The following is a 23,152-nucleotide window of genomic DNA, read 5'->3' as shown; positions in this document are numbered from 1 at the left end:
TCCATCTATAATCTCGTCCTAATTCCGAACAATCGTACACACTCATGTGCGATTGTTCGTTTTTGTATTTGACTTTAAAAATGGGGACTGTTACACTGGTATTGCTGCTTTAGTGCAGTGAGGTTGAACTATAATCAGCTTGCAGAGATTTATTTCATCAGTGTTACGCGAAATCATAAGGGTGTAACAGCCCGGGCGGAGGAATGAATATGTCAACGGTAGTCGTTGTGGGAACACAATGGGGAGATGAAGGGAAAGGGAAAATCACGGATTATTTGGCGGAAAGCGCCGACGTGGTAGCCCGTTACCAAGGCGGCAACAATGCCGGCCACACCATTCTGATTGACGGTAAAAAATTCAAGCTTAGCTTGATTCCATCCGGAGTATTCTATAAAGATAAAACCTGTGTAATCGGTAACGGTATGGTCGTTAACCCGGCTGCACTCATTGAAGAGATTAATTATATTCATGATAACGGGTTCAGCACCGACAATCTGGTAATCAGCGATCGTGCTCATGTTATCATGCCTTATCATATGGTATTGGATGCTCTGGAAGAGGACCGCAAAGGTCCGAACAAAATCGGTACAACGCGCAAGGGGATCGGCCCTTGCTACATGGATAAAGCGGCACGCAACGGCATCCGGATCGCAGATCTGATGGATGCGGAAGAGTTCGAATTGAAGCTTCGCCATCTGGTGAAGGAGAAGAACCAAGTGATTACCCAGGTGTACGGCGGGGAAGCGCTTGATGTTGAAGAGATTCTAACGCAATACCTGGAGTACGCCGAAGTTATTCGTAAATATGTGCGCGACACTTCCGTTGTCTTGAATGATGCCATCGATGAGAATCAAAAGGTATTGTTCGAAGGCGCGCAGGGCGTCATGCTGGATATCGACCAAGGGACGTACCCGTTTGTTACGTCTTCGAATCCTTCTGCAGGCGGCGTCTGCATCGGTTCCGGCGTAGGGCCGTCGAAGATTCAACAGGTCATCGGCGTGGCCAAATCCTATACGACGCGTGTAGGAGACGGACCATTTCCGACGGAGCTGGATAATGAAATCGGCGAATATATCCGTGAAAAAGGACATGAGTACGGCACGGTAACCGGGCGCGCTCGCCGCGTAGGCTGGTTCGACAGCGTAGTTGTGCGCCATGCCCGTCGCGTAAGCGGAATTACCGGCCTGTCCCTGAACTCGCTGGACGTGCTCAGCGGACTGGAGACGGTGAAGATCTGTACCGCATATAAATTCCGCGGTGAGGAGATTACGCACTACCCGGCCAGCTTGAAGATGTTAGCCGAGTGCGAAGCCATCTATGAAGAGCTGCCGGGCTGGAGCGAAGACATTACCGGCGCGAAGACGCTGGAGGATCTGCCGGAGAACACTCGCCGTTATGTTGAGCGGGTATCCGAGCTGACCGGCATTCCGATTGCCATCTTCTCCGTCGGCCGCAACCGGGAGCAGACGAATCAAGTGCTGCCGATTTATGAGAAGTAATCAAGCGTTGGACCAAGAATAGAGAGAGTGAAAGTTCAACTTTAAGTTATGTGAAATACACCCGCCGAAGATAGGGGTCGGCGGGCTTTTTTATGGCTGTAGAAGATCCGGGATAGGAGATGGCTTTCGAGCATACCATCGCTGTTCAATAGGTAGAAGAATTTGTCCCTTCAGCTAAAGAATATTATCCCCTAGTCATCCGCCCATCCACCCTATAATGGAGATAGACATAGAGGGCAGCACGCTGATCATTTGGAATTGGGGCTAAAAACAGCGGATGAATGCAGTCAGATCCATGTAGGGGGGACAGAAGCCATACGAACCTTCGAATAGACGTATGGCCTTCTTGAGCGCTGGACAAGGTACACGGCGGTCCAGCATAGTAAAAAACCGGATTCATCGACTAGGTTGCCTAGGGATGAATCCGGTTTTTGTCATGCTACAACACAATCGGCTGCGTCCGTTCGGACAGCTTGCCGTCCTCGATATAGACGACCCGGTCACATAGATCCAGCATGCGCTTGTCATGCGTGACCATGATGGCAGCTTTCCGGCGCAGCTTCACCTCATCGGCGAGCATTTGAACGACCGTCCGGCCGCGCTCGGAATCCAGACTTGCCGTCGGCTCGTCAGCCAATATGAGCTCCGGATCGTTCATCCATGCCCGGGCAATGGCAACCCGCTGCCGTTCGCCGCCGGACAGGCTCTCGGGATACCGAGACTTGCGATGCGACAAGCCCAGCCGGTGAAGCAGATCATCTGCCAGCCGCTGCGGCTCCTGGCCGTGCTGGTTAGCCAGCTTGGCCATCAAGAGCAGCTGATCGCGGACCGTAAGATACGGAATGAGATTGGAAGATTGAAAGACAAATCCGATATGGCGCAGCCGCAGCTGATTCATTTGTTTGGCGGGGAGCCGGGTGACCTCTTGATCGCCCATCCATATTCGTCCCCGGGTAGGGGATAGCAGTGCCCCGGCAATGGAGAGAAAGGTGCTTTTGCCCGACCCGGAAGGTCCGACCACCGCGACAAATTCCCCACCCTTGATATCCAGTGAAATGTTGTCCAGTACTTTAGCTGAGGTGTCCCCGTCACCGAATTCTTTGCTTACCTGATCCATCAACAGCTTGGATGATGTCATTATGCAGCCCTCCCGATAGCTTCGATTGCATCGATCTTGATGACCCGATATAGCGATAATAGCGATCCCATCAGGGAAACCGCCAGGAACAGCAAGGAACAGAGCAGAACGACCGAAGGCGTTAACGAAAACGGCACGATGCCGGACAACAGGAGCGAAACCCCGTACGTCAAGCCGATGCTGATCGCAAGACTGACGATGGTGAGGGTCAGGACCTGAAAGATCAGACTCCTCACCAGATAGCCGGTCCCCGCGCCGATGGCTTTCAGGACCCCGAACTGATTCATTTTCTGAATCGTCATGACGTAGAAGAACACGGCCAGCACGAAGGCTGCAATCACAAACAGGAACACAATCATCATGATGAGAGAACCCTGCTCCTCCTGAAAACCGGGAATCCCCTGCAGGGCTTCCTCTTTCGTGATCATCTCGATGCCGGATACGTCCCGGACCAAGGCTTCCTTCTGCTCCGGAGTTCCATTCCAAGCGATGGCATTATAGATAGGCGCTGGCTTCGCCGGGTTTGGCTGAAGCGTCTTCCACCCCTCAAAGTTCATGTGAATGACCGGGGCATGACTGAAGGATTGTCCCTCCGTAAAGGCAGCAATCGTAAACGTGGCGCCTGTAGCCTGATCCACGATCCGGTCGCCCAGCCGGTACCCGTCCTCTTTCAAGGAGCGGTCGGCCATCACAAGGTCGGCATCCGTATTGCTAATCATGGTGCCTTCAACGACTCGGGGTGCCAGCATGCTCTCCACATCAATGGCAAAAAAAGCCGCATCGAATTTGGCTGAGGAGCCTTCCTTGGTCAAGGTGTTCATGTGTACTCCGAGCGGAGTGGCCGGGTTTCCACCCGGGCGGCTCTGCACTTCGTTCCAGATCTCGCCGGTTAGTACGGAACGATTGATCCGATGATCGGACTCCTCCTGAAGCACCAGGTAGTCGGCTTTCATATTTTGTATGGAAGAGGCGTTATCGGAGGAAAGACCCTGGGCCAATCCCGTGACGAACAGGACGAGCCAGGCAATCAGTACCATAATGAAGCCAATCAGCAGATAGCGCAGCTTCGCATGTTGAAGTTCACGCAGTGCAAGAAACATGTTTCTCATCTCCATTCCTGATCATTAAGCAGCACATCCCTCGGTTTTTAATCTCTGCGGGATATGCCCCAAGTATAGGAATGGAATATGAACAGAGCATGAACTTGAGATTAGGCAGCATTATACGTTAGGAAGGATCACGGTGAAGGTGGTTCCCTTTCCAGGCTGACTCGTGACCTCAATACGTCCGCCATGCAGTTCGACAATTTTCTGGGTAATGGATAAACCCAATCCGCTGCTGCCCTCGGAGCGGTCGCGGGCCTCATCCACGCGGTAGAACCGGTTGAAGATGTGGGGCAGATGCTCCTGCGGAATGCCAATGCCCGTATCGGAGATCTCGATGCGGCATTGTGTGTTGTGTTCGATCACACGCAGGGAGATGGCGCCCTCAGGTGCGGTGAATTTAATGCTGTTGGTGATGAGGTTCGTCCATACCTGATGCAGCAGCTGCTGATCGCCGTAGACATAGGTCGGCGGCAGCGACATATCGATGGTCAAATCTTTGCTGCGCCAGTTCCATTCGGTGTGGAACAGCACTTGCTTGATTTGCTCGGCCACGTCGAAGGTGGATTTATCGAGAATGTTCTCTTCCTTATCCAGGGATGCCAGCATAAGCAGCTGTTTGCTGAGCTGCGACATCCGGCGGCTCTCCGCCTCAATGATCGATAAATAATGCTGCTGCTGTTCCTCGGACAAGCGCTTGGTTTGCAGCGTCTGCGAGAAGCCCTGAATGGAGGCCAGCGGCGACTGGATTTCATGCGAGACATTGGATACAAACTCCTGACGCATTTGCTCCAACTGCGCTAGCCCTTTGGCCATCTGGGAAAAATGGTCAGCAAGCTGCCCCAGCTCGTCACGCCGGGTAACGTTCAGCTTAATGTCATATTGGCCCTGCGCCACGCTCTGGGTGGCCTCGGTTAACTTCACGATCGGTTTCACGATATAGCGCGTAATAATGCCGACAAGCAGGATGCTCAGCAGGATGGCAATGACCATAATGATGGAGAAGAAGATACGCATCTCCCCGAACTGGACGGTAATATCGGGCCTGAGGAAGAGTGCGTGAGGGCTGCCTTCTACCTGTATGGGGATGCCGATGGAGTTGCTTAGGACATTGTCGAAAAAGCCGGTAATGAACAGCTCCGACGGAAACTCCGCAATGCCATGGTACACCTTCCCGTTCAGCACTTGCCGCACCGTTTCGGGCGAGAGGTCCTGTTCACGGAACATGCCGCCGTAGAACCACTCCTTGCCTTGATCGTTCACCAAATAGAATTGATAACCGAGCTGACCGATGTGATGGAGATAATCATGGATGTCCGTCTCCGGGTGGCTGTCATAAAAGTCCCCGATATCCTTGGCCATGGTGGTGACCTTCTGATCGTTAAAGGGCTTGAGATTGTATTGGTAGTACAGATTAGACAGCACAAAAGCTATCAAGCTGCTGATCACCATGATGGCGATGGTGGTGAGGACGATGCGCGAATAGAGGGTTTTCACTGCGGCGCCCCCTCCAATTTATATCCTACGCCCCGGACGGTCCGTATCCGGAAATCGCCGCTTCGGTCAGCGAAGCGTTCCCGGAGTCGTTTGATATGAACGTCCACGGTCCGGTCATCTCCGTCAAAATCCGTTCCCCAGATGAGCTGAATCAGCTCCTCGCGCGAGAATGTCCGGTCCGGATAGCTCGCAAGCTGAGAGAGCAGCTCAAACTCTTTCATCGGCAGCATCAGTACCTTTCCGTGTCCTTGAACCTCGTAGCTTTTGCGGTCGATGGTCGTTTCGTTCAGACGGATTTTGTCTGCGCTGACCATTTGATACCGCCGCAGCAGGGCTTTGATTCGAAACAGCAGCTCCCTTGGTTCAAACGGCTTGGTTAAGTAATCATCCGTGCCGACGGCAAAACCTCTCTCCTTGTCTACAAGCTGATCCTTGGCGGTCAGCAGAATGACGGGAACATCATAATAACGCCGGATTTCTTCGCAGAGCTGATACCCGTCCTTGTTCGGCATCATGACATCCACGACAGCCAGGTGAACCTGTTCTTCCGCCAAAAGGGCAGAAGCTTCTTCCCCGTCAGCTGCAGTGAATACCGTGTATCCTTCGGTTTGAAGATGATATAGCAGGAGCTCTCGAATATGCGCGTCGTCATCTGCGATCAATATATGAATCATTGCTAGATTGACCTCCTTCATAAGCGTTCCAATGACTATATATGTATCATACATTCCCTGGTGCGGTCGATGGAGCGCTCTATCGCATGGAAGTAGTGTGGCCTAAAAGGAACCGAATCATGAAATATATCAGATCGAAGTAGAAAAATTGGCGATCCCCACGATTGAAGCGATCCCGAGCGGTCAATACTGGAAAAAGAAAGCAATCATCGTCATGTCATTGCAGCATGCATGAGGAAGGAGGAGATACGGATGAAGTGGATGAAATGGCTGCTGAAAATCAGCTTGACCGCCATTCTGGTGAGCACGCTTACGATTGTGACCACGGGCATCGTCGTGAATGCCTATATTCAATCGGTGTTATCCAGCTTTAATATTCAGCTGGAAGCGGAGCCGATGGGGGTGGGAGGTATTATGAAGTCGATGCTGGGCGTGGGCTCCGGCACCAAGCCGGATGCGGGCAGCGTCAATGCCGCGAAGGGCAATCGCCAGTTGGAAGAAGATCAGGGCGCTGCGGACGATGTATCGGAAGCCGGAACCGAAACGAATGGAGGGGCCAAGGAGGACGAAGAGACGAGTTCAGGATCAACGGGAACGTCAGGGGAGACTTCGAACGATGAAGAGGCACCGGATAATTCCCTGCCCGTCATGGGCACGAATACGACAGAGTCTGGCGACTCCTCCCTGGAAGATCAGGAGATTGTCATGACACCGGGGGACATCGTGGACCGGAAGGACCGTTTGCCAACGGAGGAGAAGGAAGAGATTTTCACCATGCTGATGAACAAGCTGCCCCAATCCGAAATGCAGAAGATCTCTGAGGCGATGGAGGACGGTCTGACCGCTGCGGAGCTTGCGGAGATCGAGCAGGGCATATCCAAATATTTGAATCCGGAAGAATTCGATAAACTGATCACCATGCTCAAAGAATAACGGTATGACGGGTTTCAGGCAGGCTCTGTCACCGTTTTGTCACCGACATGCAAAAGCCCCATATTGGAAAATATCAGGAAACCCGCGCGGGGCGCGGGTTTTTCGCTATTTTCGTAAACTTGAAATGATTGTAAAGGCTATGTTAAAGTATACGAAGATCGAAAAGGTTAAAATTTTGATACCTTTTGACAGGTTGTGTCACATTCAATGCTAAGTCAGCAAGTTCAGATGAACGAATAACGGATTCTTACATATGGACAAGGCTTAAAGGAGAGAGACATGAAAGGTTCTAAGGGGAAACGGTGGATGGACAGCATCTTGCGCAAGCAAGCGGCCGATCAGTCTACCCTCAATCACAACTCAAATCAGGAGTCCCCAATGTCGTCGAATCCGCCAAAGCGGGGGTGGACATCACCGCGCAGATGGATTTGGATGTCGGCAGGGGTATTGCTCATAGCAGGATCGATATATACCGGCGGAAAAGCTTACGTGAACGCGAATACAATTCCGTTCTATCATGTGTATGTCGATGGGAAATCGATCGGTACCATTCAAGAAGATGCCCAACTTGACCAGCTGCTGAAAGCGAAGCAAAAGGAATATCAGGAGAAGTACCCTGATGTGCCCATGGTGCTTCATACCGACGGCATCACCACGAAGGCCGACCGTTCCTATAAACCGGTCGTGAACAGCGAGGAGACGCTTCATAAGCTGGATGGCATGCTGAAAGCATATGCCCGCGGCGTGGAGCTGAAGGTGGATGGCAAGACGGTGGCGATCGTGAAGGATCAACAGACGGCCAAGGCTGCCGTCGAAGCGGCTAAGCTGAAGTTCGCTCCGGCTGCTGCGCAGAAGGAGAAGACGCAGAGAGTCGCTTTCACGAGAACGTCCGCATCGGCATCGAGCAAGAAGAAGGATGACGCAAGCGGGCTCGAGTCCGTGGACATCAAGGAGAAGATTTCGCTTGCCAACACGAAGGCTGACCCGAACAAGGTGCTGGACGTGGAAGAAGCGGTCAAGGTGCTGACCGGCACGAAGGACAAGCCGGTGGTGTACACGGTGAAAGAGGGAGATACGATTTCCTCGATCGCACAGCATTTTGGCATGAAGTCTGCTGACGTCATGGCGCTCAATCCCGGGCTCGAAGAGAAATACGTTCAGATCGGGGCCGAGCTGCAGGTGACGAAGCCGGAAGCGCCGCTGACGGTCAGAACGGTGGAGACGGTGTCGGTGAAGCAGCCGAGCAAACCAGAGACGATCGTTCGCAAGAGCAGCGAGCTCGCGCTGGGCAAACGGAAGGTTGTCCGTCCCGGACGGGACGGCGTGAAGACGGTGGATTACATCGTGACCAAAGAGAACGGCAAGGTCATCTCCAAGCAATGGACGGGCCAAGAGGTGGTTCAGGAATCGCTGCCGGAAGTTGTGTATAAAGGCACCAAGGTAGCACCAAAGAAAAAAGCGGCAGCGGTGACCCAGAAGTCCAGCGGCAGCATGTTCGCTTGGCCGGTGAGCGGGGCGCGCATTACGAGCTCCTTCGGACATCGCTGGGGAAGAAGCCATGAGGGTATTGATATGGTTGGCGGAAGCACCATTATGGCAGCGGCTTCCGGAAGAGTGGTCTTCGCGGGTCAGCAGAGCGGTTACGGCAACGTCGTCATTGTCGATCACGGCAATGGATATCGCACGCTGTATGGGCATATGAGCAAGATTTCCGTCGGCAACGGCCAGTCTGTTGGACAAGGCTCCAAGCTGGGCGTCATGGGTAATACGGGCCGTTCCACCGGAACGCATCTGCATTTCGAAGTGCAAAAAAATGGAGTTGCCCAAAATCCGATGAAATATCTGTAGTTCTGTGTTATACTAGGTAAACCAATGCGACATAAGCCATTATTGGTTCATATATCATAATAGTGAAGATGGCCGCTCCTTAACGGGGGCGGCCATCTTTGCGTCTTGCAGGCGGTGATTTGGGGATGTGGGACCGAACAGGAAAATAGTTTGCAGTGGAGGCGCAAGCGGTGTCCTTCTCCGTCGCTGTTGAATTCGGAAAATAGGAATGCCGCTTACGATGAGATTTTCCGAATCCAAAGGCGATCGCTGCCGCTCTCCGAATGGCGGACCAGTGGGTGTGTAGCGGCGGCAGGTGTGGTAAAATGAAAAGAAGACCGTTTAAGTGTGAGTTCAAAAAGGGACTTTTTGAACATCCTCTTTAAGAAGGTATGAGGTGAACAGGAAGATGCAGGGAACCATTCTGGTGGTGGATGACGAACAGCCCATCGCCGATATTTTAAAGTTTAACTTGGAAAAAGAGGGCTATGAGGTCATCTGCGCCTTTGACGGCATCAGCGCCGTGGAGATTGCGCTCACGCAGCGGCCGGATTTGATGCTGCTTGATTTGATGCTGCCCGGCAAAGACGGAATGGACGTGTGCCGCGAGGTACGTGCCGCTAACCTGCAGATCCCGATCATCATGCTGACGGCGAAGGACGGAGAGATCGACAAGGTGCTTGGGCTTGAGCTCGGGGCGGATGATTACGTGACGAAGCCGTTCAGCACGAGAGAAATACTCGCACGCGTGAAGGCGCATCTGCGACGTCAGCAGAAGCCGGATAACTCGGCGGATAACACAGGCGGCACAAGTGCAGGCGGACAAGGCCTGCGGCTGTTTGAGCTGTTTATTGATACGGACATGTACATGGTATACAAAAGCGGGGAAGCGCTCGATCTGACGCACCGCGAATATGAATTGGTTTATTATTTGGCCCGTAATGCCGGCAAAGTGATGACTCGGGAACATTTGCTGCAGGCGGTATGGGGCTTTGAATACTTTGGCGACGTGCGAACCGTGGACGTGACGATCCGCCGGCTTCGCGAGAAGATTGAAGAGAATCCGAGCAAACCGGAATATATCCTGACTCGGCGCGGACTGGGCTACCTGATGCGCAGCGCGAAAAACGGAGGCCTGTAATGAAGTGGCTGTCCTTCTTCCGCACCATCCAGGCGAAGGTCATCATCATTTATGTCCTTCTCATTCTGATCGCGATGCAGCTGATCGGGGTGTATTTTGTTAGTGCGATGAAGAACTCGCTGACCAGCAACTTCACGAAGGACTTGCAGGAACGCGCCGAACTGATGTCGGTTTTGGCCGCCAAAACCCTTGGCGGCGAGAACGATACCGAGGAGGATCCGATCGAGAGCCTGCGCGTCATGGTGAACAACCTGTTCAACCTGAACGGCGCCGAGATTCAGGTGCTGGATTCCACCGGGCGGGTGCTGACCACCTCGCTGCCCTCCCACGCCGATTATGTGAGCACCAAGAACACGCAGACGGTTGTCAGTCGGGCCTTGCAGGGAATACAGGATAATGAAGAGTACATCATCGACGATGATAATATCCGCAAAAAAGTGGTGGCCAAGCCCGTCATGTACAACGAGAAAATCGTCGGCGCGATATATATCGTAGCCAGCATGAGCGAGCTGTACAGCACGATGCAGCGGATCAACAATATTTTTATATCGGGCATTCTTTTGGCCCTCGGCTTGACCGCGGTGCTTGGCGTAATCCTGTCACATACGATTACCCATCCGATCAAGGAGCTGACCAAGCATGCCCGGGCTGTCGCAGATGGCCGGTTTACCGAGAAAACGCCGGTATTCGGCAGCGATGAGATCGGCCAGCTCAGCCAGGCGTTCAACTATATGACCAGCCGTCTGCGCGAAGCTCTCTCGCAGAACGAAGAAGAGAAGGAGAAGCTTGCTTCGATCCTGACGAATATGAGCGACGGCGTGATCGCAACCGATGAGGCGGGGCGTGTCATCCTGATGAACCGGCGCGCCGGTGAAATGTTGGGCGTGGAGGGGGAAGAACTGGCAGGGCACGATATCGTGTCCCTGCTGGGCCTGGAAGAATCCGAATCCGAAGCCTTGGCACGCGGCGAAGGCCATGATTCGAAGCTGCTAGAGATTACGCCGCGCGAGGGCGGCGAGCCGTTCATGATGCGCGTGACCTTCACGCCGATTCACCGGCGGGAGATCGGCATCACGGGCACGATTGCCGTGCTGCAGGACGTTACCGAGCAGGAGAAGCTGGAGGCATCCCGACGGGAGTTCGTGGCGAATGTATCCCATGAGCTGCGCACGCCGCTGACCACCATCAAGAGTTATACCGAGGCGTTGGAGGATGGCGCGCTGGAGGATAAACAGATGGGGCCGCGATTCGTCGGCGTCATCCAGAATGAGACCGGCCGGATGATCCGGCTGGTGACGGACCTGCTGCATTTGTCCCGGCTGGATTCCAAGGAGGCCGCTCTGCATAAGGAGCGGACGGACATCGTGGAAATGCTGGAGGACGTAGAGGACCGATTCTCTTTCCAAATGAAGCAAAAGCATATTCGCACCATTATCGAAGTGAAGCCGGGCGTATCCACGGCGATGCTGGACCGGGACGGCATTGACCAGGTTCTCGATAACCTGATATCCAACGCCCTTAAATATACGCCGGACGGAGGCACCATCACCATGGATGCAAGCATAACGGAGGAAGGCATGTTATCCTTATCCGTTAAGGATACCGGGATCGGTATTCCGAAGAAGGATCTGGACCGGATCTTTGAGCGCTTCTATCGGGTGGATAAAGCACGGACGCGCAATTTGGGCGGAACGGGCCTCGGTTTGTCCATTGCCCGGGAAATTGTCAGGGCACATGGAGGTTTCATTACGCTTCAATCCGAATTGGAGAAGGGCACCACGGTGACCTTTACCTTGCCCCTGGACGATGAGGGGAGGGTGTTAGCGTGAAGGAGCGATTGAAGACCGTGCTGCTGGTCCTGTTGGTCGTTGGCAGCTTGGTACAGAGTTATGTGTTGATTTTCCGTTTTCCGGGCAGCGACTCGGTTGTGCAATCGAAGGACGCCTATATCCGAACCGAGGAGATGGGACCGGAAGAGAAGCCAGAGAATCTGCTCTTTCCCGACAAAATGGTCATTCATCTGGGCGAAGACAAGCATACGGTGTTCTATCCGAACGATACGTTCTATAATCTCGTGTATAACCGGCTTAAAGGCCGGACCTTTGATAATTTCCAGCGGCGGATGGTCAGCAACATCGATTGGGCCAAGGTTCGTTCCGAGAATCGAGGCATTGAGCTGAGCTTTGATTCAGGCATTCCGGTAACGCTGCTCCAGAGAGTGATGCAAATCGTCCCGGACACCCTGTTTGAAGGGGAAAGCATCAACAAAATGTGGCTGTACAGCGTGGAAGGCGAAGCGAAGATCCATGTCATGTTTTTCAGTACGGAGGGCGATGTCGTCTATGAAGCCGCCCAGGCGGATTTGACCGTACAGGACGTGGATCAGCTGGTGGACTTCGGGCTGAGCTGGACGCCGTATAAGATGGTGGATGGCCGGTATTATACCCCCGAGAAGGAGCTGAATATGGTCAGCATTGAGCTGCCGATCGGGGAATATACGGTTGATCAAATGCAGCGCAGCCTGTTTTTTGACCCGAGCATCACCCGCAACATCCGGGAAAAAGACGGCTCCGAGATTTATACGGACAGTAAGCGGAGCCTCCAGGTAGACCAGGGACAGAAATGGATCAGCTATACCGATCCGGCTGCACCGCCATCCGGAGAGAGCAGTCCCGGCAAGGATGTGCTGTCCGCCATTGATTTCGTGAATCAGCACGGGGGCTGGAATGGCACATACAGGCTGGCTAAAGCGGGTGAATCCGAAGATCGGACGCTGGTGAAATTCCAGCAATACTACGGCGGATTTCCGATCCTGAATACGTCAGGCTTCCAATATGGCGTCATGGAATTGGACTTGCAGCAGGGAACGGTAACCTCCTATGAGCGCTCGCTGTTATATCTCGAGCCGGCCTCTTTGAAGAAACAGATGGTAAAGCTTACGGGAGGCGAGGCCTTGGAAGCGAAGCTGAAGCCTTACGAGGAGAGTGTGGTTACAGGTCTGGATCCCGCCTATTTACCGGTGCTGACGGGAGAAGGGCTGCTGCTGAAGCCTGTATGGGCTTTAAAGCTCCAGAACGGCTCGGTTGTCATACTCGAGTAATCATACGGGGTACATTGAATCACAAGGAGGGATATTCATGGATTGGGGCCGTGCCAAAAATGTTCTGATTTACGCGTTTTTGCTGCTGAATCTGGTGCTGGGCTATCAGCTCTGGATGGACTACCGCGAGCAGGTCGGCTCCAATCTGGATTTCACCTCGCTTTCCGAGAGCACCCAGCAGGTGATGGAGGAGAATGGGATTCAATTGCTGAGTCCGATCCCGACGGAAACGCCGCAGCTGCCCAAGATTAATTATATCTACAGCGCGGAAGCCCAGGGCGAGCCGGTAGGGCTGGAGCAGCCGGTGGACACGAAGCTGATTTATGCCGATGAGAAGGAATTGCGCAATGCGCTGGAAGGCAAGATTGCGGATCTCGGGAACTATCGCCATGACGAGCCGTCAGACAAGGAGAATGTCTTCATATTCCGGCCGTTGGTGCAGAAGGAATGGCCGCTGTTTAACGTGGAGTTGGAGTTTATCCATGAAGCCCAGAAGATCCATGCGTTTCGCGAACCCGTGTTTGAGATTCTGCCAAGCAGCGATATGGAGGAACAGAAGGTTCTGCCTGCATCGAAGGCCTTGGAAACCCTTATCGAACGTAATTTCATCCCGCCTGATTCGGCGGTACGCGATATTCAGCTTGGTTATTATGGGCAGTTGTTTAATACAGAGGATCAGTTGGCAGCACCGACCTGGCGGTTTACACTGGATCATGGCGAGATGATCTATGTGCAGGGCATCAGCGGGGACGTGCTGACGCCAAAAAGCGATACGACAAAGGAGTAACAAGACTATGGGGATTTCATTTTCCGTGCTGTCGAGCGGCTCGACGGGCAATGCGACCATTGTCCGCAATGAGGATACGACACTGCTGATCGATGCGGGCCTAAGTGCAAGGCGCATCGATGAGCTGTTGAAGGAACGCGAAATGATGGGAGAAGAAATCGACGGAATCCTGGTCACGCATGAGCATTCGGATCATATCCGGGGGCTTGGCGCGGTGGCGCGCAAATACAATCTGCCGATCTATGCGAATGAGAAGACGTGGGAAGCGATGAGCAAGTCGCTGGGCAAGATTGCGGAAGAGAACCGGATTGTGCTGGAGAGTCATGAGGTCAAGGATTTTGGCACCCTGCGGGTAGAGCCGTTTGAAATATCCCATGACGCTGCGGCACCGGTCGGTTACTGCTTCTATGACGGCGACGAGAAACTGGGCGTTGCCACGGACCTCGGTTATGTCAGCGACAAGGTGAAGAAAGCGCTGGATGGGTCGGATGTGCTGGTGCTGGAAGCCAATCACGATATCGAGATGCTCCGGATGGGACGGTATCCGTGGAATACCAAGCGCCGGATTCTCGGCGATATGGGGCATTTGTCGAATAACTCGGCAGGCGATGCTTTAAGCGAATTGCTGACGGGCGACACCAAACGGACGTATCTGGCCCATCTCAGCCTGGATCACAACATGATGGACCTGGCAAGAATGACCGTACGCGATACGATGGAAGACCGCGGCTGCTTCTTCAAGGACAGCGAGTTTAAATTGTGCGATACGTATTATGACCGTCCGACCCCTTGGGATAAAGTCGGGGAATAGTTTAGTGAGACAGCTTGCCTTGGACGAATTCAGCATTCATAACATGGATATCTTAAAATAGGCATGAGCAAAACAGCCCCATGATGACGTGGGGCTGTTTTGCTGTTGCGGACGGACGCATCACATGCTGAGAAACGGCTCGTCCTAACGCTTGCTGAGGCTTTCTTGCGCCATACGAACCATTTCCCGAACCATGGAACCGCCGATGGCACCACCGACTTTACCCGCCTGTTCGGTGGTCAGGTCTCTGTTGTCGCCGGGTTTCAGCGGTACGCCGAGTGATTTGGCCACCTCGTATTTGAGGTCCTGCTGCCGCTGCGGGTCGACTTGATAGCCTTCGTTTCGCATCACGTTTGTCATGAACTGCTGCATTTCGGGACTCCGGTGCCGCCGTGATCTTCTTGCCATCCTTAACCCTCCTTGCATATGGTTTCCCCCTTCATAACATTCCCTGCGGGCAACCTGCAGATGAATGGATAACCTAACCAGTGCCAGAAAGCGGAGAAGCAGGTCGAAATCCTATGGCTTGCGCAGGCAATGTGCTTTTTTGATAGGCCAAACAGGGTAGACGAGCCTTGTCTGCAGGTGCACTGCAGAGGGGACGGGGAAGTATTTTTGCAGTGGAGAGCTTAGGAAAGAATAAGTGACGATGAACCCAAATAGGAATGATGTGTGGGTCGCCGGAGAGCTGCGGCGCGGCATTCCGAAATGAACATTTTTGGCCAGGAAGACCAACCCTGTTGCCATTTTCTTAACACATTTGTTCGGTATAGTCTTTAAAGGGGGAATGCACGAATCAAGGGCTGCCGCTGCCAGGATTGCGGGTATGCCGGAAGAGGGATCATGGATATCCTCGAAATATGGAACCTTTTGGCTGTCTGGCTCGTATACAAGGGTATTGTGTTCACCCGGACAATCGCTATGGATCGAATGTAAAATCTCACTTTACACAGACTCTTAAAATTGCCATCAATTTAGCATTTGTTTTTACCAAAGAAAGCTGACGTGAACCTGTGTTCGTGTGGTACAATAGGAGCACCGGAAGGTCCGAGGGCTGTGGTTAAGCACCAGCAACGAACTAGAGCACGGGGTGCTTATATACGCCAAATGCAGCCGACCCAGGTATTTCCATCTTTTTTAGAAAAAAACGGATGTTTCGCGCTTAAAACGCCCTGTTTGTGGTAATAGAAGGATACAGGGTCTTTTTTGAACGATCGGGTGTCAATACATACCTTTTCTGGAACTAGATTGCTGGCTGTGGGTTCAAATATTGGATAAGGAGCGATATTTCACTAAAAGTTCAAAGACCGTGCTCAAAAATGCAACTTTTTGAGCCGCAGAAGAGTCATACATTAGAGAGATATTTAACAGGTGGCACGCTGCCGATTCATAGAAAGATAGATACATGCGGTGCAAGGCGGTTGTTATGACGACAAGATGATTTTAGTAGGTCAGTCGGTAATGGCGGTAGGTCTGAAGCTGGTAAAGTATCTTGACGCGTAGCAACCAAGGGGAGAGAGGGATCGCAATGGGATTGTTTGACGATGATTTCTATTCAACTAAAATTTCCAGACGGAGCAAAAATACCAGCGAGGACCGATCTGAGCGAACGAAGTGGCGGTCCACCCGCCGCAGGAAGGGTTTATCCACATTCCAGATTTCCGCGATCAGTTCCGTGTGCAGCGCCTTGATTGCGGTGATGCTGTTCAGCTTCATTACAGGTCATCCTGCGACGTCGTCACCGATTACCATGATCAATGGCAGTCATCAGCTGTCCACGTCGGATGGGGATCCTTATGAACGGATTATTAGCGCTGCCCAGAAGGTGCGTCCTGCGGTTGTCAGCGTATTGACGCATAAAGAGACTCCGCTGCCTGAAGAGGAAGGGATCGAGGGTGAAGGGCTGGAAGAGGAATCCGGCACGCTGCCTGAGGATGAGGGCGACTTCGAGCTTCCGGAAGGGTTCGACTTCGGCGATGATTTTGATTTCGGTGAAGATTTCGGCGGCTCGCAAGAGGATGCCCTTGGATCCGGCGTAATCTTCAAGAAACTCGAGGGCAAAGCCTTCGTGATTACGAATAACCATGTGGTGGAAGGCGCCGATTCCCTGGAGGTTGTGCTGGTAGGCGGCGAGAAGAAAAAAGCGACCTTGGTCGGCACGGACAACGTTAGCGATATTGCCGTTCTGTCGATTGACAGCAAAGGCATCGGCGAGGTTGCCGAATTTGGAGACTCCTCCAAGCTTCGTCTCGGCGAAACGGTCATCGCTATCGGTAACCCGCTGGGTTTGGGCGATACGCTGACCTCCGGGATTGTCAGCTATACCAACCGCATCATTCCGGTATCCCTGAACCAGGACGGCATTTACGACTGGGAGCAGGAGGTCATCCAGACCGACGCAGCCATTAACGAGGGCAACAGCGGAGGCGCTTTGGTAGACCTGAACGGTAAAGTCATCGGCATCAACACGATGAAGATTGCCGACACCGGCGTCGAAGGACTCGGGTTCGCGATTCCGGTCAACGAAATTACGGAGGTCGTAACCGAGCTGATGCTGAAGGGGCATATTGCCCGCCCTTATCTCGGCGTATACACCGTCGACTTGAGCAATCCGTATGCTCCGCTGAGCAAGAAGGAGAAGGAGGACCTCAAGCTGCCGAAGACGGTAACCGAAGGCGTGGTCGTGCTGGATGCGCTTGGACCTGCGCTGGATGCCGGTCTGCAGCTGAACGACGTGATCGTGAAGCTGGATGGCAAACCGATTACAACGACGCTCGAGCTCCGCAAGCACCTGTACTACAACACGAAGGTGGGCGGAGACCTGAACGTGACCTTCTATCGTGACGGCAAGCTGCAGTCGCTGAAGGTCAAGCTGGAAGAGAAGCCTGGAGAATAACGCAGGCTGCCCTTGGCGGACAATCCGCGAGTGTACCATTTTTCAACAAAGATGTGCTTGTTCGTTGTTTATAGAAACAAATAGCGGGTATATATTATCGTTAGCATGGAATAGTATCCATATATAGAGAGATTGAAAAAGGTTAGATACGAGCCGTTGAAACGGCCGCGAAAGAAGAGCGTGAAACACGCTCTTTTTTTGCTGCTCACCTGTAATTAAGTTGGGCGGAAGGCCTTGGGATGTGAAATCCATGGATGGGTCGGAAGCTTTTATGGGTTGAAATACAGCGGGGATGGGCAATTGGGTTAAAAACATTTCTTTTTCTCGTAGAGTGTGGTAGAACAGAAGAGTGGCTATACAGGTTTGAAGGTAAACACAACATGAGGCGAAAGATAGAAAGGATGCATAGAATGTACGTCGTATGCAAGGAACATGTGGAACTAGCGATCGAAAATTTCGTGGATGAATATGAGGATGCCCCGGATATTGTTGATCTGAAGGAGACCGAGTTTTCGGACTGGGACCCACCGGTGAAGTGCGCGGAGTGCGAGAAGCATGCTGAATTTTTAATTGTGTAATGTGAATTTTTTAATTCAATAAATAATGCGAATGGGAAAGCGTGATGAATTCACGCTTTTTTTGTTTAAGAGAATCATGAAGGGAATCGAAGAAACGCAGCTTCGGTGGACAGTCCTGCGTAGTGTATGATGAATGTATAGATTGCACGGAGGCGCGAAAACCTATCGTGAATGGAGACGATCAGACATGGATGACTACGGAAAAGCTTGGGAAGAAGAGATCAAGCGGGCAGCCGATGAGGCCTACGAGAAGGAAATGGATGAAATCAACCGCCAGCTGAAGCAGGAAATCCTCATTGCGCTGATTGGCGACGTGAATACGGGCAAGTCCTCCACCATGAACCGGATCGTGGGCGAAGAGGTGGCCGGCGTCGGGGCCGAGCCCGGGGAAACGACGGTGATTCATCCACACAAGTACAAGGACAATATATCCTTCATTGATACACCCGGGTTGAATGATGTGAACACCGCCAATTCGGAGGTGACCTTGAAGTACTATAAACAGGCGGATATCGTGCTGTTCTTTCTGAACGCTGCAGGCACCGTCTTCTCGGAGGCGGAGAAGAAGTCGTATGAGAAAATTCAAGGCGTTAACTCGAACATCCTGATCGTGCTGAACAAAATCGACGCCGCGGATGAAATCGATCGCCTGGTGGCGCGTATCCGGAAGGAGACCGGAGGGCGCTATGAGGTTGTGCCGGTGTCCTCACGGACGGGCCAGAACATCGATCGGCTGCGGAGCAGCATTCTGGAGATACTTAAAAAAAAGTCTAAAGACATCCTCTTTGCCAAAAGCATCAAGGAAAAGTCGGCGACCGCCAACGGGTGGATCATCGGTGCCTCGATCTCGGCAGGAGCGGTAGGCGCATCTCCCATCCCGGGGTCGGATATCATTCCGATTACCGGCATTCAAGTGAGTCTGCTTACCCGGCTTGCGGTGCTGTACAATAAGCCGATCAGCAAGGAGACGGCCAAGGAGCTTGTCATTGCCACGATATTCGGGAATATCGGGAAGAGCATTTTCCGGCAGATCGTGAAGGTGTTCCCTGGCGCTGGATCTGTCGCCGGAGCGACGGTAGCGGGTGCTACGACCCTGGCGCTGGGATATGCAGTGAAATACGCTTACGAGCACAACATCGAGATCAATACGGCGAATATTACAAAGCTCTATAAGAAATTCAGGGAGAAGGCCGAGACGGAATCGGATTCGGAATCCAAGTCCGAGTCGAAGTAAGCAAGTCGATGTCGAAATGCATACCACGTTAAAAGGATGGAATAGAAAAAGGGGCCTTCGGCCCCTGATCATAGCTGCGTCATAGCAGCGATATTACTTCATGGCAGCCGCATGATCGGCTTTGGCCTGCTCCAGCATCGATTTCCAATCCGGGAAATCGGTTTCTCTGGAAACATGACGGTCAAACAGTTCGTCCGGAATGTTATCGATATCTTCGTGCGTTTCCACTTGGAAGTTACCTTTTACGACAAAATCCCCAAAGCTGGTATGGGAAGAATGCTTACGCATAAACGATTCATTGAACAGCTTTTCCAGAGAAATGTTATCCGGATCCTCCTGTACCGATTTTTGGCCTTGCAATTCCTTCAGCAGATCATCAAACGACATGGGCTTTTGCTTTCTCAGAGTACCACTCCTATAAATTAATATTTGTGTTCAGTATAACATAACCGGAATTCTCATATACATGGTGAGCATCCGGAAGGCTGGGCGCACCGTTATCTTCTTAACAAGGAAGACCAGGTTTGCTCCAGCCAGCTGTCGAAATCGGCGCCTTTGTCGCCCTCGTACGTATCGTAGATGTCGATTCTCATCTTCTTCAGCTTCTCTTTGAAGTCTTCATACGTGTGGTCACGGGGAAGGCTCTTTTTGATGCGCAGGAGCACCTTCGAAACGTCTTTCATCAGCTCGCCTTTGCGTCTTTCGGGCATCTGCACGTCCTCGCCAAAGGCCAGGAGTTTATGATAGGCAGCCTCCCGTACTTGGTGAACCGCATCCGTATTCAGTCTATGCAGCAAAATATCGATGGATTTTTGATTTTTCCATTTTCCCAGCTCTTCAACGGCGTTTAAGCGTTCTCTCCAATTGGCGTTTCGGTTGGCGGAGCTTTTCAATTCCTCATAATTCGACGGCATGTCCGTCAAAACTTCTTGATTGTCCAATCCGTTCATCTCCTTCATTAGGTTGTATCAGGGGTTCTTAAAACCATATGTTCATTATGGGGTACCTTTATGATTATCGGCGTCCGCTGTATTGTCCGCCTGCTTGGTCCCTTTACTGGTATAAGGTTTGGGTTTACTCTTGGCTCTTCTTGCGCTTGCATCCCATCGGCTCCAGCCTTTCTTGCCCGTGCCTCTGCCTGTTCCGCCCTTGCCCTTGGATTTACTCAACCCATCACTCCGTTACGGTATATTCTTGTTCCTATATGCTGATTCTTTACCAGCCCTGTTGAAATATACACCGTATTTGTCCATATGTATAGGATACCACGGAAATAAACCTAAGAATCGAAATAGATCGAGATGGAATCCAACATTCATATGGAGGGAAGGCGTATCCGTTGACTAATTTTTGCCAGCATGGTATCTTATTTTTGAACTGACCAGTCAGAATAAGAACAGTGAACTAAATTTAGCTGTGAAAGGGCCAACCCTATTGTGAGCAAAGAAAAAATTATCCAAGCAGCCATTGAAGTATTCTCCGAGAACGGATACCACCGCGCAAGCATGGACGAGATTGCCGCCCGCGCCCAGGTTGCCAAGGGGACGCTGTACTACAACTTCCCGGGCAAATCCCAGCTCTTCAAGACGGTGGTGAAGCAGGGCTTTGAGGATATCATGCAGCGGACGGAAGCGGATCTGAATTCCTCGCTGCCGATGAAGGAGAAGATTGAGCGGACGATTCGCCATCATTTGGATTTGTTTCTTGAATCCCGACATTTCTCGCATATCGTATTCAATGAGATTTCGAACGGTATCGAGCAGGATGTCCTGGATGAGTTAAAGGAGCTTAAGCGAAATTATTTAAGCTTTCTGGCAAGCATGATTGAAGAAGGACAGTGTGAGGAGAACCTGTGCCGTGCCGTGGATCCCAACCTGGCCGCTGCCAGCATCGTCGGTACGCTGGAGAGCACTTGCAATTACTACTTGAATCATCAAGATCGGTATTCGCGCGAGGATCTGGAGCGGTTTGCATTCACGATGATTACCCAAGGCCTGTTTATATCGCTTGAATAAGCAAGGCCTTCTTTTTTTACATGTGTGTAACTGACCAGTCAGTTCAAATTTGATGAGGAAAGCGAAGGTGTTAAGCATGGAATGGAATAAGAACGGTTTACTCCCGCTGGAATGGTTTCGCCAGATGCGGACGGAATCTCCGGTGACGGCCATTGATGGTGGCGGAGCCTGGAACGTATTTAAATACGAGGATGTTAAAGCGGTCTTCACGAATTACGAAGTGTTCTCTTCCCAGGGCTCCTCTTCCTCCGATGACCCTATTGAATCCAGTGTGCTGCGGCAGGATCCGCCGAAGCACCGCCAGCTCCGCAAGCTGGTATCCCATGCTTTTACGCCTCGCATGATCGAATCGCTTGCCCCTAAGATCCAGGAGATCACGACCTCTTTGCTGGACGAAGCCGAGAAGAAGGGGAAGATGGATATTGTGGCCGATCTCGCAAGTCCGTTACCGATCACGGTGATCGCGGAAATGCTCGGCGTATCGATGGAGTATCGGGAACGGTTCAAGGCCTGGTCGGATGCTCTGGTGGGTGACAATGCCGATGCCTATTACCAATGCCAGCGCGAGATGAGCGAATACTTCTCCGAGATCGCAGAAGACCGTCGCCGGCATCCTCAGGACGATTTGATCACGAAGCTGGTCGAGGCCCGTATCGACAATGAACACCTGACCGAACTGGAGATTATCGGGTTCTGCATTCTTCTTCTCGTAGCCGGCAACGAAACGACGACCAACCTGATCTCTTCGGCCGTGCTCGCCTTCGACAGCCTGCCTGAGGTCCGTGCAGCGGTGCTTGGAGATTCACAGCTGCTTCCTGGGGCCATTGAGGAAGTCTTCCGCTACTTCTCGCCCGTTCAGCTGATGTTCCGTAGCTTGAAGCAGGACACGGTGCTGCGGGGGCAGGAGCTGAAGCAGGGACAGTTCGTTTATATCTGGATGGCCTCGGCCAACCATGACGAGGATGTGTTCGATCAGCCGGATGTATTCAACATCCACCGCAACCCGAACCCGCATCTGGGTCTGGGAAGCGGCATCCATTACTGCATGGGCTCCCAGCTGGCACGTATGGAGACCCGGATTGCCCTTCAGACTTTGCTGGACCGTTATCCCCAATTTCGTCGTGATCGCTCCGTAGAACTGGCACGGATGGACAGCACGATGATGTTTGCGCTGAAAGAGCTGCCGGTTATTTTAAAATAGATAGGAAGTGAAGAAGAGTCGCTCCCGTTGGAGAGGGCTCTTTTTTAATATACGGCTTGAGTTTAGTGGAATCGAAAGAGGGTGAGAGCTCTCTTAGGAGGTGGGATGCGTATGGTATGTCCTTAAATTGGCAGCGGTACCATGTTAGAATGAACGTCATAAAGTCGAGTTTAAGGAGCGAAAATACGCCATGAATATACAGATGGTATGCGTAGGCAAGTTGAAGGAGAAGTACCTGGTTCAGGGCATTGCGGAGTACAGCAAGCGTCTTGCGCCTTATGTGCGCCTGACCGTGCACGAGGTGCCGGATGAGAAGGCGCCCGAGAACATGAGCGAAGCCGAGATGCGCCAAGTGCAGGAGAAGGAGGGCGCCGGCATTCTCGGCCACATCAAGCCGGACACCCACGTCATCGCCTTGGCGATCGGTGGCCAGCTGTGGTCCAGCGAGGACCTGGCGGCCCATATGGACAAGCTGGGCACGTACGGGACCAGCAACGTGGCTTTTGTCATCGGCGGCTCTAACGGCCTGTCCGAGGACGTCCTGAAGCGTGCCCAGACGAAGCTCAGCTTCGGTCGGATGACTCTTCCGCACCAGCTGATGCGCCTGGTGCTGGTGGAGCAGATTTACCGGGCGGTGAAGATTAATCGGGGGGAACCCTATCATAAGTAGGGCGAAAGCCCCAAAGTATTTATATTAATTTGTCAATTTTACTGATAA

22 protein-coding genes are annotated in these 23,152 nt (G+C 52.3%); 14 read left to right on the top strand and 8 right to left on the bottom strand.

What is annotated here, in order from left to right:
• Positions 1-209 precede the first annotated feature (209 nt).
• A complete protein-coding gene (locus GYMC10_RS31295) occupies positions 210-1,499 on the top strand; it encodes an adenylosuccinate synthase (RefSeq protein WP_009591501.1) in 1,290 nt (429 codons plus the stop codon).
• A gap of 439 nt (positions 1,500-1,938) precedes the next feature.
• Here the strand turns inward: GYMC10_RS31295 and GYMC10_RS31290 are convergent, their stop codons facing one another.
• The 4 genes from GYMC10_RS31290 to GYMC10_RS31275 all read right to left on the bottom strand — a co-directional run bounded on the left by GYMC10_RS31290 (position 1,939) and on the right by GYMC10_RS31275 (position 5,911).
• Entirely contained in the window at positions 1,939-2,637 is a 699-nt protein-coding gene (locus GYMC10_RS31290; protein WP_015738105.1) for an ABC transporter ATP-binding protein, read from the bottom strand.
• Positions 2,637-3,737 (bottom strand): ABC transporter permease, encoded by a 1,101-nt coding sequence (locus tag GYMC10_RS31285; protein ID WP_015738104.1) that lies wholly within the window; start codon positions 3,735-3,737, stop codon positions 2,637-2,639. Before GYMC10_RS31285 ends, GYMC10_RS31290 begins: the two co-directional genes overlap by 1 nt.
• A 120-nt stretch (positions 3,738-3,857) precedes the next feature.
• A complete protein-coding gene (locus GYMC10_RS31280; RefSeq protein ID WP_015738103.1) occupies positions 3,858-5,237 on the bottom strand; it encodes a sensor histidine kinase in 1,380 nt (459 codons plus the stop codon).
• A complete protein-coding gene (locus tag GYMC10_RS31275; protein WP_015738102.1) occupies positions 5,234-5,911 on the bottom strand; it encodes a response regulator transcription factor in 678 nt (225 codons plus the stop codon). Before GYMC10_RS31275 ends, GYMC10_RS31280 begins: the two co-directional genes overlap by 4 nt.
• A 252-nt stretch (positions 5,912-6,163) precedes the next feature.
• Here GYMC10_RS31275 and GYMC10_RS31270 point away from each other — a divergent pair, with 252 nt between their 5' ends.
• The 7 genes from GYMC10_RS31270 to GYMC10_RS31240 all read left to right on the top strand — a co-directional run bounded on the left by GYMC10_RS31270 (position 6,164) and on the right by GYMC10_RS31240 (position 14,510).
• Positions 6,164-6,844 carry a hypothetical protein gene (locus tag GYMC10_RS31270; protein WP_015738101.1) on the top strand — a complete coding sequence of 227 codons (681 nt, stop codon included), beginning with the start codon at positions 6,164-6,166 and terminating at the stop codon, positions 6,842-6,844.
• A 279-nt stretch (positions 6,845-7,123) separates the two neighbouring features.
• The gene (locus GYMC10_RS31265; RefSeq protein WP_015738100.1) at positions 7,124-8,692 is read left to right on the top strand and encodes a peptidoglycan DD-metalloendopeptidase family protein; all 1,569 of its coding nucleotides are present in this window, start codon (positions 7,124-7,126) and stop codon (positions 8,690-8,692) included.
• A gap of 388 nt (positions 8,693-9,080) precedes the next feature.
• On the top strand, positions 9,081-9,812 hold the full coding sequence (gene yycF / locus GYMC10_RS31260) for a response regulator YycF (RefSeq protein ID WP_009591483.1): 732 nt from the start codon (positions 9,081-9,083) through the stop codon (positions 9,810-9,812).
• Positions 9,812-11,641, top strand: a complete 1,830-nt coding sequence (gene walK, locus GYMC10_RS31255) for a cell wall metabolism sensor histidine kinase WalK (RefSeq protein ID WP_015738098.1) — start codon at positions 9,812-9,814, stop codon at positions 11,639-11,641. The genes yycF and walK overlap by 1 nt, the downstream gene beginning before the upstream one ends.
• Positions 11,638-12,912, top strand: a complete 1,275-nt coding sequence (locus GYMC10_RS31250) for a YycH family regulatory protein (protein WP_015738097.1) — start codon at positions 11,638-11,640, stop codon at positions 12,910-12,912. The genes walK and GYMC10_RS31250 overlap by 4 nt, the downstream gene beginning before the upstream one ends.
• Before the next feature lie 37 nt (positions 12,913-12,949).
• The gene (gene yycI / locus GYMC10_RS31245; RefSeq protein ID WP_009591504.1) at positions 12,950-13,699 is read left to right on the top strand and encodes a two-component system regulatory protein YycI; all 750 of its coding nucleotides are present in this window, start codon (positions 12,950-12,952) and stop codon (positions 13,697-13,699) included.
• Between the two features lie 7 nt (positions 13,700-13,706).
• A complete protein-coding gene (locus GYMC10_RS31240; protein WP_009591509.1) occupies positions 13,707-14,510 on the top strand; it encodes an MBL fold metallo-hydrolase in 804 nt (267 codons plus the stop codon).
• A gap of 144 nt (positions 14,511-14,654) precedes the next feature.
• On the opposite strand, the gene GYMC10_RS31235 is transcribed toward GYMC10_RS31240, so the two are convergent.
• Positions 14,655-14,918 (bottom strand): alpha/beta-type small acid-soluble spore protein, encoded by a 264-nt coding sequence (locus GYMC10_RS31235; RefSeq protein ID WP_175495081.1) that lies wholly within the window; start codon positions 14,916-14,918, stop codon positions 14,655-14,657.
• Between the two features lie 1,120 nt (positions 14,919-16,038).
• Between GYMC10_RS31235 and GYMC10_RS31230 the strand changes: the two genes are divergently transcribed.
• The 3 genes from GYMC10_RS31230 to GYMC10_RS31220 all read left to right on the top strand — a co-directional run bounded on the left by GYMC10_RS31230 (position 16,039) and on the right by GYMC10_RS31220 (position 19,218).
• Positions 16,039-17,406: a S1C family serine protease gene (locus GYMC10_RS31230; protein WP_015738095.1), complete on the top strand. Its 1,368-nt coding sequence runs from the start codon at positions 16,039-16,041 to the stop codon at positions 17,404-17,406.
• A 410-nt stretch (positions 17,407-17,816) separates the two neighbouring features.
• Complete coding sequence (locus GYMC10_RS32105; RefSeq protein ID WP_007129186.1) at positions 17,817-17,984, top strand: CxxH/CxxC protein; 168 nt, start codon at positions 17,817-17,819, stop codon at positions 17,982-17,984.
• Positions 17,985-18,171: 187 nt separating this feature from the next.
• Entirely contained in the window at positions 18,172-19,218 is a 1,047-nt protein-coding gene (locus GYMC10_RS31220) for a GTPase (protein WP_015738094.1), read from the top strand.
• Positions 19,219-19,311: 93 nt separating this feature from the next.
• Here GYMC10_RS31220 and GYMC10_RS31215 read toward each other — a convergent pair whose 3' ends face one another.
• The 3 genes from GYMC10_RS31215 to GYMC10_RS32100 form a co-directional block, all read right to left on the bottom strand.
• Positions 19,312-19,605 (bottom strand): hypothetical protein, encoded by a 294-nt coding sequence (locus GYMC10_RS31215; protein WP_015738093.1) that lies wholly within the window; start codon positions 19,603-19,605, stop codon positions 19,312-19,314.
• A gap of 110 nt (positions 19,606-19,715) precedes the next feature.
• Positions 19,716-20,159 (bottom strand): HEAT repeat domain-containing protein, encoded by a 444-nt coding sequence (locus GYMC10_RS31210; protein ID WP_015738092.1) that lies wholly within the window; start codon positions 20,157-20,159, stop codon positions 19,716-19,718.
• A gap of 54 nt (positions 20,160-20,213) precedes the next feature.
• Complete coding sequence (locus GYMC10_RS32100) at positions 20,214-20,387, bottom strand: DUF3934 family protein (RefSeq protein WP_015738091.1); 174 nt, start codon at positions 20,385-20,387, stop codon at positions 20,214-20,216.
• 267 nt (positions 20,388-20,654) lie between these two features.
• Here GYMC10_RS32100 and GYMC10_RS31205 point away from each other — a divergent pair, with 267 nt between their 5' ends.
• The 3 genes from GYMC10_RS31205 to rlmH all read left to right on the top strand — a co-directional run bounded on the left by GYMC10_RS31205 (position 20,655) and on the right by rlmH (position 23,104).
• The gene (locus tag GYMC10_RS31205; protein WP_015738090.1) at positions 20,655-21,233 is read left to right on the top strand and encodes a TetR/AcrR family transcriptional regulator; all 579 of its coding nucleotides are present in this window, start codon (positions 20,655-20,657) and stop codon (positions 21,231-21,233) included.
• Between the two features lie 76 nt (positions 21,234-21,309).
• A complete protein-coding gene (locus GYMC10_RS31200; RefSeq protein WP_261979495.1) occupies positions 21,310-22,434 on the top strand; it encodes a cytochrome P450 in 1,125 nt (374 codons plus the stop codon).
• A 190-nt stretch (positions 22,435-22,624) separates the two neighbouring features.
• Entirely contained in the window at positions 22,625-23,104 is a 480-nt protein-coding gene (gene rlmH, locus GYMC10_RS31195; RefSeq protein ID WP_015738088.1) for a 23S rRNA (pseudouridine(1915)-N(3))-methyltransferase RlmH, read from the top strand.
• The last annotated feature ends 48 nt before the right edge of the window (positions 23,105-23,152 follow it).

It is taken from the genome of Paenibacillus sp. Y412MC10 (assembly GCF_000024685.1).
Taxonomy (GTDB): Bacteria; Bacillota; Bacilli; order Paenibacillales; family Paenibacillaceae; genus Paenibacillus_AQ; species Paenibacillus_AQ lautus_A.
This window is presented reverse-complemented; position numbering and strand designations above follow the sequence as displayed.